10 protein-coding genes and 1 riboswitch are annotated in these 15,621 nt (G+C 59.4%); of the genes, 2 read left to right on the forward strand and 8 right to left on the reverse strand.

Going from position 1 to position 15,621, the window contains the following annotated elements:
* Positions 1–101: 101 nt before the first annotated feature.
* Complete coding sequence (gene ltaE, locus BK662_RS28700; RefSeq protein ID WP_123360330.1) at positions 102–1,106, reverse strand: low-specificity L-threonine aldolase; 1,005 nt, start codon at positions 1,104–1,106, stop codon at positions 102–104.
* A 300-nt stretch (positions 1,107–1,406) separates the two neighbouring features.
* Positions 1,407–1,577: riboswitch (FMN riboswitch) on the forward strand.
* A 115-nt stretch (positions 1,578–1,692) separates the two neighbouring features.
* On the opposite strand from ltaE, the gene BK662_RS28705 reads away from it, so the two are divergent.
* Complete coding sequence (locus tag BK662_RS28705) at positions 1,693–2,202, forward strand: 6,7-dimethyl-8-ribityllumazine synthase (RefSeq protein ID WP_008071834.1); 510 nt, start codon at positions 1,693–1,695, stop codon at positions 2,200–2,202.
* A gap of 168 nt (positions 2,203–2,370) precedes the next feature.
* Here the strand turns inward: BK662_RS28705 and astE are convergent, their stop codons facing one another.
* The 7 genes from astE to BK662_RS28740 form a co-directional block, all read right to left on the reverse strand.
* The gene (gene astE / locus BK662_RS28710) at positions 2,371–3,381 is read right to left on the reverse strand and encodes a succinylglutamate desuccinylase (protein ID WP_123360331.1); all 1,011 of its coding nucleotides are present in this window, start codon (positions 3,379–3,381) and stop codon (positions 2,371–2,373) included.
* A 12-nt stretch (positions 3,382–3,393) separates the two neighbouring features.
* A complete protein-coding gene (locus BK662_RS28715; RefSeq protein WP_030131779.1) occupies positions 3,394–3,684 on the reverse strand; it encodes a hypothetical protein in 291 nt (96 codons plus the stop codon).
* A 54-nt stretch (positions 3,685–3,738) separates the two neighbouring features.
* Entirely contained in the window at positions 3,739–5,085 is a 1,347-nt protein-coding gene (astB, locus tag BK662_RS28720) for an N-succinylarginine dihydrolase (RefSeq protein ID WP_123360332.1), read from the reverse strand.
* A 139-nt stretch (positions 5,086–5,224) separates the two neighbouring features.
* Entirely contained in the window at positions 5,225–6,694 is a 1,470-nt protein-coding gene (gene astD, locus BK662_RS28725; protein WP_185047208.1) for a succinylglutamate-semialdehyde dehydrogenase, read from the reverse strand.
* Entirely contained in the window at positions 6,691–7,716 is a 1,026-nt protein-coding gene (locus BK662_RS28730; protein WP_123360334.1) for an arginine N-succinyltransferase subunit beta, read from the reverse strand. The genes astD and BK662_RS28730 overlap by 4 nt, the downstream gene beginning before the upstream one ends.
* Before the next feature lie 87 nt (positions 7,717–7,803).
* Positions 7,804–8,823, reverse strand: a complete 1,020-nt coding sequence (gene aruF, locus BK662_RS28735; RefSeq protein WP_123360335.1) for an arginine/ornithine succinyltransferase subunit alpha — start codon at positions 8,821–8,823, stop codon at positions 7,804–7,806.
* Between the two features lie 217 nt (positions 8,824–9,040).
* Complete coding sequence (locus BK662_RS28740) at positions 9,041–10,261, reverse strand: aspartate aminotransferase family protein (RefSeq protein ID WP_123360336.1); 1,221 nt, start codon at positions 10,259–10,261, stop codon at positions 9,041–9,043.
* 304 nt (positions 10,262–10,565) lie between these two features.
* Between BK662_RS28740 and BK662_RS28745 the strand changes: the two genes are divergently transcribed.
* The gene (locus BK662_RS28745; RefSeq protein WP_311196295.1) at positions 10,566–15,611 is read left to right on the forward strand and encodes a dermonecrotic toxin domain-containing protein; all 5,046 of its coding nucleotides are present in this window, start codon (positions 10,566–10,568) and stop codon (positions 15,609–15,611) included.
* The last annotated feature ends 10 nt before the right edge of the window (positions 15,612–15,621 follow it).

The raw sequence follows: 15,621 nt of genomic DNA on the forward strand, positions 1-15,621 counted from the left end.
CAACAGACGAAGCGACGGCAAAGGGCCGCATTATATCGGCGTTAGTGACTAGGTACAGTGTGTTTGTACGTTACAAGCCGTCAATTGGACGGCTAACACGGTCAGTTGTGAGAAAAGTCGGCAAATGTGGCGACGACTTGCTCGATTTGCGCACGACTGACGTCCATGTGCGTAACCATTCGCAGACGACCGGCAGCGCTGAGTTTGATCCCGCGTGTCGCGGCAAAGGCCTTGATCGCTTCAGCCTTGTCGCCCATCTGCACATAAACCATGTTGGTCTGCACCGGCTCGACCTCATAGCCCGCCGCCCGCAGGCCTTCGGCCAGCTTTTCCGCGTTGGCATGGTCATCGCCCAAGCGCTGAATATTGTTATCCAGCGCATAGAGCCCCGCCGCGGCAAGAATCCCGGCCTGGCGCATGCCGCCGCCGACCATCTTGCGCAGACGTTGCGCCTTGGCAATCAACTCGACCGAGCCGCATAGCACCGAACCAATCGGTGCGCCCAGGCCTTTGGACAGACAGACCGAAACCGAATCGAAATGCTGAGTGATCTCCCGGGCGTCGACACCCAACTTGACCGCCGCGTTGTAAAGCCGCGCACCATCCAGATGCAGCGCCAGGCCGTTTTCACGAGTGAAGCGGCGTGCCCGGGCCAGATACTCCAGCGGCAAAACCTTGCCCTGCATGGTGTTTTCCAGCGCCAGCAAACGGGTGCGGGCGAAGTGGAAGTCATCCGGTTTGATTGCAGCGGCGACCTGCGTCAGGTCCAGCGAACCATCGGCCTGCACTTCCAGCGGCTGCGGCTGGATCGAGCCGAGCACTGCCGCGCCACCACCTTCGTACTTATAGGTGTGAGCCTGTTGTCCGACAATGTATTCATCACCGCGATCGCAGTGGGCCATCAGGCCCAGCAAGTTGCTCATGGTGCCCGTCGGGACAAACAGGGCCTCGGCAAAACCCAACTGATTTGCAAGCTCGGCTTCCAGTCGGTTGACCGTCGGATCTTCGCCATAAACGTCGTCACCGGTGGCCGCATTGGCCATCGCGTCGAGCATCCCTGCGGTCGGTTGGGTGACGGTGTCGCTGCGAAGATCGATAACACTCATGAATCTGGCCTCGGTAAGCAGGGAAAATCCCTTTCAGGATGGAATTACTGCGGTCATGTCGGCGAATAATCAAGCCTTGAACGAGGAAAAGGCGCTTTATGCCTTCGAAAATACTCAATCCCTGTGGGAGCGAGCCTGCTCGCGATGACGGCGGATCAGCCAGCATCAATGCTGAATGTACCGCCGTCATCGCGAGCAGGCTCGCTCCCACAAGTTGCGTACCTTGACTGATCGGTATTGGCCATGCACGCCCCGGAAATATGTGTTAAAAACGCTTCGCCGCCAAACAACCTGGCGGCAAAACGTTCTCAGGGCGGGGTGTAACTCCCCACCGGCGGTAATTGCGCGCAATGCGCATAGCCCGCGAGCGCTTGGCGGCAGGCACGGCAATGGCTGTGATGGCGGCAAGGTCAGCAGACCCGGTGTGATCCCGGGGCCGACGGTCATAGTCCGGATGAAGAGAGAACGGGATTGGCGCCGCCTAGGCTCTGTACCAGAGCGCCGTCCGTAGGCACTTGTGCCTGCGTACCCTTAAATCCCATTCGATCCATAACGCCCTGTTTTTCACACAAACAGGAGTCAGAACATGCAACCCACCGCAATCGATAGCAAAAGCAAAAACCATCAGGGCGAGCGCGTCGCGTTCATCCAGGCCTGCTGGCACAAGGAAATCGTTGATCAGAGCCGTAAAGGCTTCGTCGCCGAAATGATTGCTCAGGGTTATCAAGAGTCGGACATCGATTTCTTCGAAGTCGGCGGCGCCTTTGAAATTCCGCTGCACGCCAAGTTGCTGGCCAAGTCCGGTCGTTATGCCGGCATCGTCGCGGCGGGCCTGGTGGTCGACGGCGGCATCTATCGCCACGAATTCGTTGCCCAGTCTGTGATCAGCGGCCTGATGCAGGTTCAGCTGGAAACTGAAGTGCCGGTGTTCTCGGTGGTTTTGACCCCGCACCACTTCCATGCCGGCGAAGAGCATCAGAAGTTCTTCTTCGAACATTTCGTACATAAAGGTCAGGAAGCGGCGAAGACTTGTGCGGATACATTGCACAAGATGCGGGCGTTGCGTCGTAGTGAGCCACGCGCGGTAGCGGTTTAAATACAAAACCTGTGGCATGGGTGAGGTCTTTGGCTTCACCCAAATCAACTGTGGGAGCGAGCCTGCTCGCGATGGCGGACTGTTAGTCGACGACTAGGTTGACGGACACACCGCTATCGCGAGCAGGCTCGCTCTCACATGGGTTTTATGTCTGACCTGAGATCGCGGTCAGGCGAGGTTTTCGGCGGTGGTCGGCACGATCAGGATGCCGGCGCGCAGGCCGTTCTTGACCCTGGGGTTCGGGAAGATGATCCGGGCGCCCTTCTCTTCGATGATCCAGCGGGTATTGGCGATATCCTCGGCCAGCACATAACCCACTTTCAACTCCGAAAAGTTTTCGATATCCGCCGGCAGGTTCAGGCGGAAGCTATCGCTGTGCTTGATAATTTCCCGTGCGACGCTGAACAGCTGCAAGCCATCCAGCCCTTCGTCGGTCATTGGCGGCTCGGTGCCTTCGATGATCTGCTTCAGGCGGGTTTCAAGAAGGCTGACGTTGACCCCGTCGTTCTGCCCGAAAGGCCGGGCCTTGCCCAATTCCAGGGTGAAGGACTCGGCATCGAGCTTGTCGTAGGTGTAGGAGCTGAAGACGATGGAAGGCTTGTTCTGCAACAGCACCGCCTCCATGCCGGCGGCGCGCAGGCGAGCCAGTTCCAGGCGTGAATGCTGACGACCTTCTTTCCAGGGGTACAGGGCGAACTGCTCGATTTTCGAGCCACGGATCGCCGTGTGCAGGTCGTAATGCAGGCGATTGCGGTCCGGTAGGCTGAAGAAAGTCGCCGCCAGCCGTTCCAGCTCACAAGCGCGCAAGGCCTCGGAACCGCTGGTTTGTTCGTGACGGCCGTTGAACAGCCGATTGACGTCCTGCTCGATAAAACGCTCGCCGCGGCGGATAGCCTCGGGGTTGCCGAACAGGAACAGAATACGTGCGCGCGGCTTCAAGTCACCGCGGGCGATGTCATGCAACAGGCGATCGAGCAGCTCGATCGGCGCTGTTTCGTTGCCATGGATGCCGGCCGAGAGCAGCAGGTCCAGGCCATTGTCGCGGGCTTCAGGTGGCCGGACTTCCAGCGCACCTTCGCTCAACCAGCGCATCCGCACGCCTTCGACAGTCAGTTGAGTCTTCTCCGCCGGTTCGCGGCCGGCGAGGGTCAGTTCAAGCAGTTTGCCGAGGGCGAGCATAGAGCGGTTTCCTTAGTGGTCGTGATTGCAATCCGGGCCGTGTACGTGGTCCTCATCATCACCGACTTCAGCCGGTTCCATCTCCAGTTGCAGACTTACCAGATTAGTCGCCAATGGGCGCAGCAGCAGGTTGGCGTATTCCGCGTCACCTTCTTCGACGTCTACGCCGATCAGCAACTGGCCGCGGCCGTCCTGCTGGATCCACAGCTCTTTGCCTTGCCACATGACCGCGACGCGGGTGCAGGAAGTTTCCAGTTGCGTGCCGTCGGTGTCTTCAAGGATCAGCTGCAGGGTATCGCTCATGTTTTACGCTCTCGTCTGGAGATAGCGCGGCGCATTCAATTCATGCGCCGACTTTCAATTGATCTGGAATGGATAAACCGCGCCCAGTTTAAGGATTTGCGTCAGTTCATCCAGTGCCGTCCGGCACTCAAGCAGCAATTGCGGGTCCGCGAGATCGTTTTCGGTCATGCGGTCGCGGTAGTGCTTGTCGACCCATTCGGTCAACGTGCCGTACAACGGTGCCGTCATGATAACTCCTTGGTTGACGGCCGCCAGTTCGGTTTCGTTAAGTGCGACGCGTAACCGCAGGCAAGCCGGGCCACCGCCGTTCTGCATGCTCTGCTTGAGATCGAAAACTTTTACTTCGCGGATCAGGCCGCCAGAGCTGGTCAGGCCTTGCAGGTACTGCCAGACACGCTCGTTGCCACGGCATTCTTCCGGCACGATCAACAGCATGGAGCCGTCAGGACGCGACAGCAGCTGGCTATTGAACAGGTAGGAACGAACGGCGTCTTCTACGGTGACCGCGGAACGCGGTACGCAGATCGACTGAAATTTCCCACCGGTTTTTGCGAGTTTGCCGTGCAGTTCAGCGAGCATCTGCTCGGTGTCGAGGAAGGCGTCCTCGTGATAGAACAACACCTCGCCGTTACCCACTGCGATCACATCGTTGTGGAACACACCCTGATCGATCACCGAAGGGTTCTGCTGGGCATAGACCACGCCGTCATCGCTCAGACCGTGCAGACGCGCGACAGCCTGGGACGCTTCGAGCGTCTGGCGTGCCGGGTACTTCTGCGGATTCGGGTAACGGGTGTCGAACGCGCTGCGACCGAACACGAAAAACTCGACGCCAGCTTCACCATAGTCACGGCAGAAACGGGTGTGGTTGGCCGCGCCTTCGTCACCGAACTGCGCCACGGCCGGCAACGCGGCGTGGTGAGCAAAGTGCTTCTGATCGGCGAACATCGCCCCCAGTACGCGACTGGTGGTCGGGTGTTCGATGCTGCGGTGGTATTTGCAGTTCAGGTTGGCGGCGGTGAAATGCACGCGGCCATCCGCGGTGTCGGCGCTCGGGCTGACCGTGGCGGCGTTGGCCACCCACATGCTTGACGCCGAGCAACTGGCAACCAGTAGTGGCATGGCCTCTTTGGCGGCGCGCTCGATCACCTGAGCATCGGTACCGCTGAAACCCAGGCGGCGCAGTGCGGCTACGTCCGGACGCTCTTGGGGCGCCAAAACGCCTTGCTGAAAGCCCATTTCCATCAGCGCTTTCATCTTCGCCAGACCTTGCAGCGCGGCTTCCTTCGGGTTCGAAGACTGCTGGCTGTTGCTCTGGGACGCGACGTTGCCGTAGGACAGGCCGCCGTAGTTATGGGTCGGCCCCACTAGACCGTCAAAATTGACTTCATAGGATTTCATCAGCGAGGCTCCACGAGAATCTGTTTTTTTAGGCTTCTGGTAACTGTTCTTTTAGACCGAGTCGCGGCCATCGCGAGCAGGCTCGCTCCCACAGGTTTTGCGCAATCCTTGTGGGAGCGAGCCTGCTCGCGATTGGGCCTTACGACATCCGCACGCCTGGGGTCAGCGCCGTCGGCAAGGTCAGGTTCGGGGTTTCCAGCGAGGCCACCGGGTACGCGCAGTAATCTGCGGCGTAGTAGGCGCTGGCGCGATGGTTACCCGATGCGCCGACACCACCGAATGGTGCGCTGCTCGCCGCACCGGTCAGCTGCTTGTTCCAGTTGACGATACCGGCGCGGCTTTCCAGCCAGAACTGCTGATAACGCGCTTCGGAATCCGACAGCAGACCGGCCGCCAGGCCATAGTCGGTGTCGTTGGCTTCGGCGATCGCCGCTTCAAAATCAGCGTAGCGGATCACTTGCAGCAGCGGACCGAACAGCTCTTCGTCCGGGCGATCGGCAACCGCCGTCACGTCCAGAATGCCAGGGGTCAGCAAGGCTGCCTGAGCTTGAGGCTGAGTCATTTCCAAAAGCGCCACCGCGCCGTTGGCCAGCAGATGCTCTTGCGCATCCATCAGCGCTTTCGCAGCACCGAGGGAAATCACCGAGCCCATGAACGGCGCTGGTTGCTGATCGAACGCACCGACTTCAATCGTCGAGCTGACCGCCACCAGACGCACCAGCAGCGTGTCGCCCCAGGCGCCTTGCGGCACCAGCAAGCGGCGGGCACAGGTGCAACGCTGACCGGCAGAAATGAATGCAGACTGAATGATGGTGTAAACAGCGGCATCGAGGTCCGCGACCTGATCCACCACCAATGGGTTGTTGCCGCCCATTTCCAGCGCGAGGATCTTGTCCGGACGACCGGCAAACTGCTGGTGCAGATGATTGCCGGTACGGCTGGAACCGGTGAAGAACAGACCGTCGATGCCCGGGTTCGCCGCCAGGGCGATACCGGTTTCGCGAGCGCCTTGCAGCAGGTTCAGCACGCCGGCCGGCAGACCGGCTTCGATCCAGCACTTGACCGTCAGCTCGGCAACTTTCGGGGTCAGCTCGCTCGGCTTGAACAGCACGCTGTTACCGGCCAACAACGCCGGCACGATGTGACCGTTCGGCAAGTGGCCGGGGAAGTTGTAAGGACCGAACACCGCCACCACACCGTGTGGTTTGTGGCGCAACACCGCAGTGGCGTCGCCCAGCGGGCCGCTCTTCTCGCCGGTACGTTCGCGGTAGCTCTGCACCGAGATCGCAATCTTGTTGACCATGCTGGTGACTTCAGTCGCCGCTTCCCACAGGGGTTTGCCGGTTTCTTCGCCGATGGTGCGAGCCAGCTCGTCAGCATGATTCTTCAGCGCAGCGGCAAAGGCCTCCAGTACGCTGATGCGTTCTTCCAGGGTCCGACGGGCCCAGCCCGGAAACGCCTGACGCGCAGCTTGCACAGCCGACTCGACCTGACCGACCGTGGCGCCTTCACCCGCCCACAGCACTTGCTGGGTCACCGGGTTTACCGATTGAAAGTTTTCACCCTGACCGGCCAGCCATTCACCGGCGATGTATAGCGAATTCATTATTTCGACTCCCGAGCAGCGGACAACGGAACGGCGCGCACTTGATCGCCGGCGTTGAGTTGAAGACGTTTGGCGGTCAGCGGATCGACCACCAAAGTGCCGGCGGCGAAGCGTGCTGGCGCGGCAGTGATCCGGCAGTCTTCGCGCTTGCGGTTATGAATCAGGAACGGCGTGGCATCGTCACCCGGGGTGCCGATGGCCAGCACCAGCGCCTGGCTGTCGCGCACTGCGCGGATCTTGGTGGTTTCGCATTCCACCGCAGGACCGGCATCGAAGATGTCGACGTAGCCTTGGTAGCTGAAACCTTCGCTCTTGAGCATCGACAGGGCCGGCTCGGTGTCCGGGTGAACCTGGCCGATCACGTTGCGCGCATCTGGCGACAGGAAGCAGGTGTACAGCGGGAATTTCGGCATCAGTTCGGCGATGAACGCCTTGTTGCCCACGCCGGTGAGGTAATCGGCCTGGCTGAATTCCATCTTGAAGAAGTGCCGACCCAGGCTTTCCCAGAACGGCGAACGCCCGGCGTCATCGGACACACCGCGCATTTCGGCGATGATCTTGTTGCCGAACAGTTGCGGGAACTCGGCGATGAACAACATCCGGGCCTTGGCCAGCATGCGGCCGTTGAGGCCGTTGCGGAAATCTGCATGCAGGAACAGCGAGCACAGTTCCGAGTTGCCGGTCAGGTCATTGGCCAGGAACAGCGTCGGAATTTCGCGATAGATGTTCAGCTCTTGCGAGGCGCTGACGGTCAGACCGACACGGAAGTTGTACCAGGGCTCACGCAGGCCGACGGCGCCGGCAATGGCGGAAATACCCACTACACGGCCATTGTCGTCTTCGAGCACAAACAGATAGTCCGCGTCACCCCGCCCGGCTTCGCCGCGGAAGGTCTTCTCGGCCCAGCCGACCCGATGGGCCAGACGCTCTTCGTTGGCCGGCAAGGTGGTCAGGCCGGTACCGGTGCTGCGGGCCAGGTCGATCAGAGCGGGTAAATCGCTGCTGCGTACGGGACGAACGATCATGCTATCTCCTCAAACGGGCCACTTACGCCACCCGTGAAACTCGCTGCTTTACTAAGCATTCATTCTTTATAGGCATAGCAGCAGGCGTTAAACCGCCACCAGGCGCACGCTGGCACCTTCGCCGACGCCCAGGGCTTCGGCGGCTTCCAGATCCAGGGTCACGGGTTTGCCCGGCGCGTAATCGAGCTCAAGCAACACAGCGCGGTAATCCTGCAACTGGGCGTTGGCCACCAGGTATTGACGACCGGCCCCCTTGACCGGCTCACCGATTTTCACCGGGACTACACGGCTCTGGGCGATCGAACGGATCCCCGAGACGCGGGCATGCAGAGTCGGGCCACCGTCGAAAATGTCGATGTAGTGATCGGTCTCGAAGCCTTCGCGCATCAGGATGTCGAAAGTGATTTGCGCCCGTGGATGCACCTGGCCCATCGCCTCTTGGGCGGAGTCCGGCAGCAATGGCACGTAGATCGGGTAATGCGGCATCAGCTCGGCCAGGAACGTGCGGCTTTTCAGGCCACACAGACGCTCGGCAGCGGCGTAGTTGAGGTCGAAGAAGTTGCGGCCGATGGCATCCCAGAACGGCGAGTCACCGTTTTCGTCGCTGTAACCGACGATCTCGGTCACCACCGAATCGGCAAAGCGTTCCGGGTGACTGGCCACGAACAGCAAACGACCACGGGAATTGAGCTCCGCCCAAGGCGAACCCACCAACTCCGGCTTCACGTAGAAACTGGTCAGCAAGCTGTTGCCGGTCAGGTCGTGGCACTGGGAGAGCACGTGGATCTTGTTGTGAATCTTCAGCTCGCGGGAGGCATGCACGAACGTTTCGTTGCGAAAGCTGTAGAACGGCTCGGAATAACCGGCCGAGGCAACGATGGCCGAACAGCCGACCAGCTTGCCGGTGGCCATGTCTTCAAGGACGAAGAAATAGCTCTCTTCACCGTTAAAGCTGACTTCGGCGGCGAACGAGGCTTCGCTCGCTGCGATCTTGTCGCTCAGGCGTTCAACGTCATCCGGCAAGGAAGTGACACCAATCGGGCTGTCCGCAGCCAGACGCTGTACCTCGCCCAGATCAGCCATTTGCGCGGGGCGCATCACCAGCATGGTGTCACTCCTTTCTCGAAAAAATTCACAGAGGAAAAATAATCCAGGCCGAGCATTGAGACACTGTGGGAGCGAGCCTGCTCGCGATTGCGCCCGGTCAGGCAACAAGGATGTTGGCTGTCAGACCCTCATCGCGAGCAGGCTCGCTCCCACAGTTGATCAAGCCTGGAACAAAAATCAGGTTCGACGCCTGAATAATCAGGCGTCGAAGGGACTATCAGGCTTGCGTCAGTTTCGCCGCAGCGCGTTCGAAACGGTCCAGGCCAGCGTCGATATCGGCGTCTTCAACCACCAGGCTTGGCGCGAAACGAATCACATCGGGGCCGGCTTGCAGAATCATCAGGCCTTCACGCTCAGCGGCGTTGAAGATGTCTTTGGCCTTGCCTTTCCACGCATCGCTCAGCACGCAACCGAGCAGCAGGCCCAGACCGCGGACTTCAGTGAAGAGGCCGTACTTCTCGCCGATCTGCTCAAGACGGGTCTTGAACTTGTCGTGCTTGGCGTTGACGCCGTTCAGCACTTCAGGCGTGTTGATCACATCGATCACCGCTTCAGCGACAGCGCACGCCAGCGGGTTGCCGCCATACGTGGTGCCGTGGGTGCCGACGACCAGGTGCTTGGCCAGGTCTTCAGTGGTCAGCATCGCTGCAATCGGGAAACCGCCGCCCAGGCTCTTGGCGCTGGTCAGGATGTCCGGGGTCACACCGTAATGCTGATAGGCGAACAGCTTGCCACTGCGGCCCATGCCGGTCTGAACTTCGTCGAAAACCAGCAGCGCGTTATGCGCGTCGCACAGTTCACGAGCACCTTGCAGGTAAGACAGCTCGGCTGGCAGTACGCCGCCTTCGCCCTGGATCGGCTCCAGAACCACCGCGCACGTCTTGTCGGAAACAGCGGCTTTCAGCGCGGCCAGATCGTTGTAAGGCACGTGGGTGATGCCGGTGATCTTCGGACCGAAGCCGTCGGAGTACTTCGACTGGCCACCGACGTTCACGGTGAACAGGGTACGGCCGTGGAAGCTGTTGAGCGCGGCAACGATTTCGTACTTCTCGGTACCGAAACGGTCATGGGCCACGCGACGGGCCAGCTTGAAGGCGGCCTCGTTGGCTTCGGCGCCAGAGTTGCAGAAGAACACGCGCTCGGCAAACGTGGCGTCGACCAGCTTGTGGGCCAGGCGCAAGGCCGGCTCATTGGTGAACACGTTGGACACGTGCCACAGCTTGTTCGCTTGCTCGGTCAATGCAGCGACCAACGCCGGATGCGCATGGCCCAATACGTTAACGGCAATCCCGCCGGCGAAGTCGATCAGCTCGCGGCCAGACTGGTCCCAAACATGGGAACCGGCACCACGCACAGGAATGAAAGCGGCTGGCGCGTAGTTGGGAACCATTACCTGGTCGAAATCGGCGCGTTCTACCGCAGCGTGCTCAACGGACATCGGAGTCTCCTGAAGAGAAACGCTCGCCTGAAACTGGCGAGCTTGGTGAGGATTGTAAGGACAGTTTTCAGCCCGGCCTTGCCGCCAAGCGACAACTTCTTATAGCGCAAACACAGGTTTTGCCCGGGTTTACGGCAATGCGACAAATAGGGTCGCAAAGGCGCAGTTTAAACTGCCTGCGGGGTTTGCGGCAGGTTGCGAGGATCCTGATCATCCGGATTTTACGGTGGAGGTATATATGTACCGCACCTCGCTGGCGCTCATGGTGTTTTCTGAGGTCTTCTTGACACCCTCGGCAACCTTCATGAGCCTTACCAACGAAAATCCGGACACTGTCCATCTCGATCCGATGCCCCCCTTCAACAGGGACACCCATTACCAGCATCTGATAAGCGTCCTCCCCCGCTGGCTGACGCAGGCGACCCCGCAAAAGCGCGAAGACTTGAGCAAGACCAAGCCTCGTCTGCCGGCCGGGCTCAATAACGCGCCGCCTGGCGAGCACACCGAATTACGCACACTCAATGCCTTGCACTGGCAAGCACAGAACCGCGTCGATCAGGCCCTGGCCAAGGTAAAAAATGCCAGCGACTTTGCCGAACCGTTGCTGGTTGCCGCGCTGAAGAAGCGCTTCGGTCTGGAGCTGGACGTTCACCAAACCTTTTTGCGTCTTTATATTCCCACTCATATCCCGTGGCTGCGGCTGAAGTCGGGCGCGGCACGCATCTGGACCGTGTCGCTGCTGGACGCCGCCCTGCACAACTTCGAAAGCAGCGAGACCGAGAACGACGCCTTTGAGCCCGCCTCGACCTACATCAGTGCGCCGTCCCCTGCGGGGCACTTCAATGAACTGCCGCACGTCCTGCTAAAAATGCCCATCACGGCATTCACTCAACTGTGCCGGAAACTGGATATTGGCGAACACTACAAAACGTACCTTGAAGAAAATCTGGGCATCAGCAACCCGGTGGTCGCGGCGATACTGCAACCCAAAGTCCGCGATAGCCAGAAAGCGGCCCTCAGCACCGCCCTGCAAATGGCCTACATGCAAAACAAGCTTGACGGCGATGTCCATCGCCTCATCCTTGGCTTAATCGACGGCCTGCAACATTTACGTCTGCGCGGACAGGCATGGGGCTGCCATGAACTGACTATCATGAACGCACGCCTGACCGGCATCGTGCTGTTTGCCCCGGATCTGGAGCATGCGCGTGAAGTGGCCCGAGTGGTGGTTTATATCCCCGACGACCCCGAACAGCCGATCAAGGAATATGTCTCCACCGGTGCATTCGCCCAGGAGCTGACCCAGCGTTTGCGCAGTCATGACTATCAACTGTTCTTTAGCCGCTTTATCGATCATGAGGATCGCGGGCATTTCTTCGCTCAGTTGAATGACCGCCTCGCCCCCATTACCTGGCAACCGGTTCAACCTGACGACCCACGCCCCACCTGGAGAGAAAAACCAAACCAGCGCGCCGACCTGCAAATGACGACAATGCAGATCAGAGGCGACCTGTGGGTCCATCTCTACCAACGCAAACTCGACAAGATCCTCAACGATGCCCGAGTCATCGCGGTATCCACGGCGACGGTCGATCAGAAAACCCGCTGGGCATTATGGGACTCCTTCACGGAAATCGCCTCGGCACTGCTAAACATCGCAGCCTTTGTCGTCCTGCCGTTCGTGCCGTTCCTCGGCGAAATAATGCTGGCTTACATGGCGTACCAACTCCTCGACGAAACCTTCGAAAGCATCGTCGACTGGGCAGAAGGTTTGACGACCGAAGCCTTCGAGCATTTCATGGGCGTGGTTGAATCGGTCGTGCAACTGGGCACCTTTGCTGCCGGCGGCGTCGTGGCAGCGAACGAGTTTCGCGCAGTATTGCCGCGCGAAATCGTTCAGTTCTTCGACCGGTTTCATTCGGTCAAAACGCCCCAGGGTGAAAACCGCTACTGGAAGCCGGATTTGCGCACCTACGAACAGCTCCGCGCACTGCCCGATGACGCCAGACCCGATAAGCTCGGGTTGTATCGCCATGACGGCAAAACCCTGTTGTCACTGGACAACAAATCCTACGCCGTCAGCCAGGACTCCGTGACGGGTGAGCACCGCATCGATCACCCGAACCGCCCTGAAGCCTATAAGCCCGTACTCAAACACAATGGTGCCGGTGCCTGGCAGACTGAAATCGACCAGCCGTTGAGCTGGGATCAAGCCACCGTGCTACGCCGCCTCGGCCCTGACATGGAACAATTCGCACCCTCGGTGCGTGAACGAATGCTCCAGATCAGCGGCTGCCACGAGAATGCCTTGCGCAAGATGCATGTGAATACCCGACAGATGCCTGCGCTGCTCGCCGACACACTGAAGCGTTTCAAGATCGACCAGGACATCCAGACCTTCATCGAGCTGATCGGCAGCGAACAACCGACCGACTACCTGAAAGCCGACCCCATCACGCAACTGGAATTGCTCTGCGACAATGGCTACTGGCCTGCCGACAAAGGACTGCGACTGGTCGACAGCAAAGCACAAACCCTCTGGGAGCGCGGAGCCGACGGCCAACCTGTGGTGCAGATCAGTCAGGCACCCCCCAGCAACGGCAATCTGATCAAAACGCTATTGCTGAGCCTGAGGGAAACCGAAACCAGAACATTGATGGGTGAGTCTTTTGGCGCCCCCTCTCCCAGTCTGGATACCCGTGCCCGCACATTGCGCCGAACCCTGGCAACGCTCGCCCAGAGCAAGCGAGAAACCCTGTTCGATAATCGATACCGTCAACTCGATCGCGCCCCCTCCGGGCTGGCGCAAAAACTCATCGACGCCGAACACGGATTACCGAGCAGCGCGGCAGAAGCTCTATTGCAGACCGCCAGCGATCATGAGCTGCAACAACTTGATCGTGGCATCTTGTCCAAACGCCTCCGGCAGCTCACCCGTGAAGCCCGATTGCAAGTCAGGATTACCCGGGCTTACGAAGGCCTGGAGATCCGCTCAAGCGCCAATAACCCCGACACCGATCGACTGGCCCTGCACACCTTGCAGCAACTGCCTGGGTGGTCGGGGCAAGTACGCCTGGAAATCCGCGAATACGCCCATGGCGGACGCCTGCTGGACAGTGTCGGCAATGTCGATGTGCCGAGTCGCAAAGTGCTCGTTCTAAATGCGGATGGCAGTTATCAGGCCTTTGACGATAAAGGCCTTGAGCTCAGCGGCGCGAACACGTTTTACCTGAGTCTGTTGCAGGCGCTGCCAGACAGCGAGCGCACGGCACTGAATATCAACATTGGCGAGGGTGAAAAACTCAGACAGCTGATTCGCATGCACGCCCTCGACCGTGACGAACTGGGCGCGGTTCTGGCGCAACATCCAATCCTCAAGCCCTCCTATGATCCGACCGTCATGCGCTTGCTCGGTGGCACGGATGGCTACCATCGCGCAGTGTCCGGTACGCCCACCTTACAGGACCGTGCCCATGCGCTATTTCCCCAGTTATCGCGCGAGGAACTGCAGGCCTTTGTCGAACACCTGCAACGGCACCCCACCGGCCCACGGGCAGAGCTGAGCCGACTCATGGTCGAACACGCCCGACTCAACCACGACCTGCACCTGTGGCGTAACCAAATCCCGCTGTTCATACCGGATACCCAGACCAGAATCACCCCCGAACAATTCAACATTCAGCAGCGAAATCGCCGAAACCTGGCAGACGAATTACTCGACTGCTGGCGCCAACAAGCCTCACCGCCCCGTGGTGAGGCCCCTGTGGTCGAATTCAGTTTTTCCCAACCGATACTGGGTGAATTTCCGGTGCTCGGCGAGGGCTTCAGTCATGTGACAAGCCTGTCGCTGGATGGCCATGCCGCCACACGCGGGATGCCTGATTTTTTGCGAGCATTTTCGAATTTGCAGCGCCTGGCCTTGCGCGACTTCAGGCTGAATCACCTTCCGCAAGCCATTGTGCAATCGCCGAACCTCACCGAACTGATTCTCAGCGACTGCGCCATCACCCTCACACCACAGAGCCATGCCACCCTGTCGGCCTTGAACAAACTGGTGACGCTAGACCTGTACAAAAACCCGCTGGGGTTCAGCATCACCGTCGAGAACATGCCGCAATTGAGTTACATCGACGTATCGAACACTGGCATTTCCAGCTTTCCACCCGGCTTGCTGAGCCGCTTACACCTTCGAACGGCTCTGCTCAATGACAATCATCTCCAGGAACTGCCCATCGCGCTCTTCGATCTCCCCACCACCGTCAAAGATGGTTTCGATCTGGGCGGCAACCCGTTTTCGGCCGCCACTCGCGAACGCATAAAAAGCCATTTCAGGCACACGCGTCAGGACTTCGGGGTATTTGCCGAACAGGTCGACATCCATCGCGTGCAAGCGCTATACCCGCGTCTGGATCAGGAAGAAGCCAGCGAGTTTGTGTATTTGCTACCCGGCACACTGGCCGAGGGCAGAGTGGAGATCACGCGCCTGGAAACCGAACTCAGCACCCTCAGCAACGAGCTGTCAGCCTGGACGGCGGATGTCCCTGCGGTACACCCGGCGAGCGGCGCCCCATTTACCGCTCAGCAATTGCTTGAGGAACACTCGATCCGGGACGAATTCAAACAAATTGTGGAACGTTGCTGGCGCCGACAATCCGATCTGGACGATTTCAATCAGCAACTTCAGCCCAGCTATGAACTGACCCTGCCTACCATCATTGCCGGCGACCTGCCGGCCATGCGGGCAGACTTCAGTCACGTTTCGCTCCTGTATTTACACAGCGATGATGGACTGACCTCAGGGGCCGGGCGTTTTCTGGAGAGTTTTCCCCGCCTCAAGGGGCTGACCATCCGCAACTACCGAGAGCAGAACCTCCCCGAGCCGATCTTCAGAATGGGCCATCTGACGGCATTGTCCCTGACCGACTGCCAACTCACCCTGACCGTGCAAAGTGCATCGGAACTGGCACAAATGGAGCGGCTTGATTATCTGGACCTGAGCGACAACCCGCTGGGTGCCACACCCGACGTGAGCCAGATGCCCCATCTCACGACCCTGTTGCTGAACAACACCGGCATTAGCGAATTGCCGCCTGGCCTGTTGCGACTCAAATCCCTGGAAACTGTGGATCTGAGTGAAAACGCGATCACCCACATACCCGCCGATATTCTGGAATTGCCGCGGGACGTCGGCGAGAGCATTAATCTGAGAAGCAATCCGCTGTCAGAGGAAAGCGTACAAATGCTGATCAGTTATTTCAGGCAGACAGGCGTCGATTTCGGCGTCGATGCGGTCATTGATCAAGCGGAAATGGAGGTGTCGTCGTCCGGAGACGACGACGTCGATGAGTGATCGACGCCAG

It is taken from the genome of Pseudomonas frederiksbergensis, assembly GCF_003732275.1.
Classification (GTDB): Bacteria; Pseudomonadota; Gammaproteobacteria; order Pseudomonadales; family Pseudomonadaceae; genus Aquipseudomonas; species Aquipseudomonas frederiksbergensis_H.

Coding starts and splice junctions, on each gene's coding strand:
- ltaE (WP_123360330.1), bottom strand. CDS start 1,106: ATGAGTGTTATCGATCTTCGCAGCGACACCGTCACCCAACCGACCGCA.
- astB (WP_123360332.1), bottom strand. CDS start 5,085: ATGAAATCCTATGAAGTCAATTTTGACGGTCTAGTGGGGCCGACCCAT.
- BK662_RS28730 (WP_123360334.1), bottom strand. CDS start 7,716: ATGATCGTTCGTCCCGTACGCAGCAGCGATTTACCCGCTCTGATCGAC.
- astE (WP_123360331.1), bottom strand. CDS start 3,381: ATGCTCGCCCTCGGCAAACTGCTTGAACTGACCCTCGCCGGCCGCGAA.
- BK662_RS28745 (WP_311196295.1), top strand. CDS start 10,566: ATGAGCCTTACCAACGAAAATCCGGACACTGTCCATCTCGATCCGATG.
- aruF (WP_123360335.1), bottom strand. CDS start 8,823: ATGCTGGTGATGCGCCCCGCGCAAATGGCTGATCTGGGCGAGGTACAG.
- BK662_RS28705 (WP_008071834.1), top strand. CDS start 1,693: ATGCAACCCACCGCAATCGATAGCAAAAGCAAAAACCATCAGGGCGAG.
- BK662_RS28740 (WP_123360336.1), bottom strand. CDS start 10,261: ATGTCCGTTGAGCACGCTGCGGTAGAACGCGCCGATTTCGACCAGGTA.
- BK662_RS28715 (WP_030131779.1), bottom strand. CDS start 3,684: ATGAGCGATACCCTGCAGCTGATCCTTGAAGACACCGACGGCACGCAA.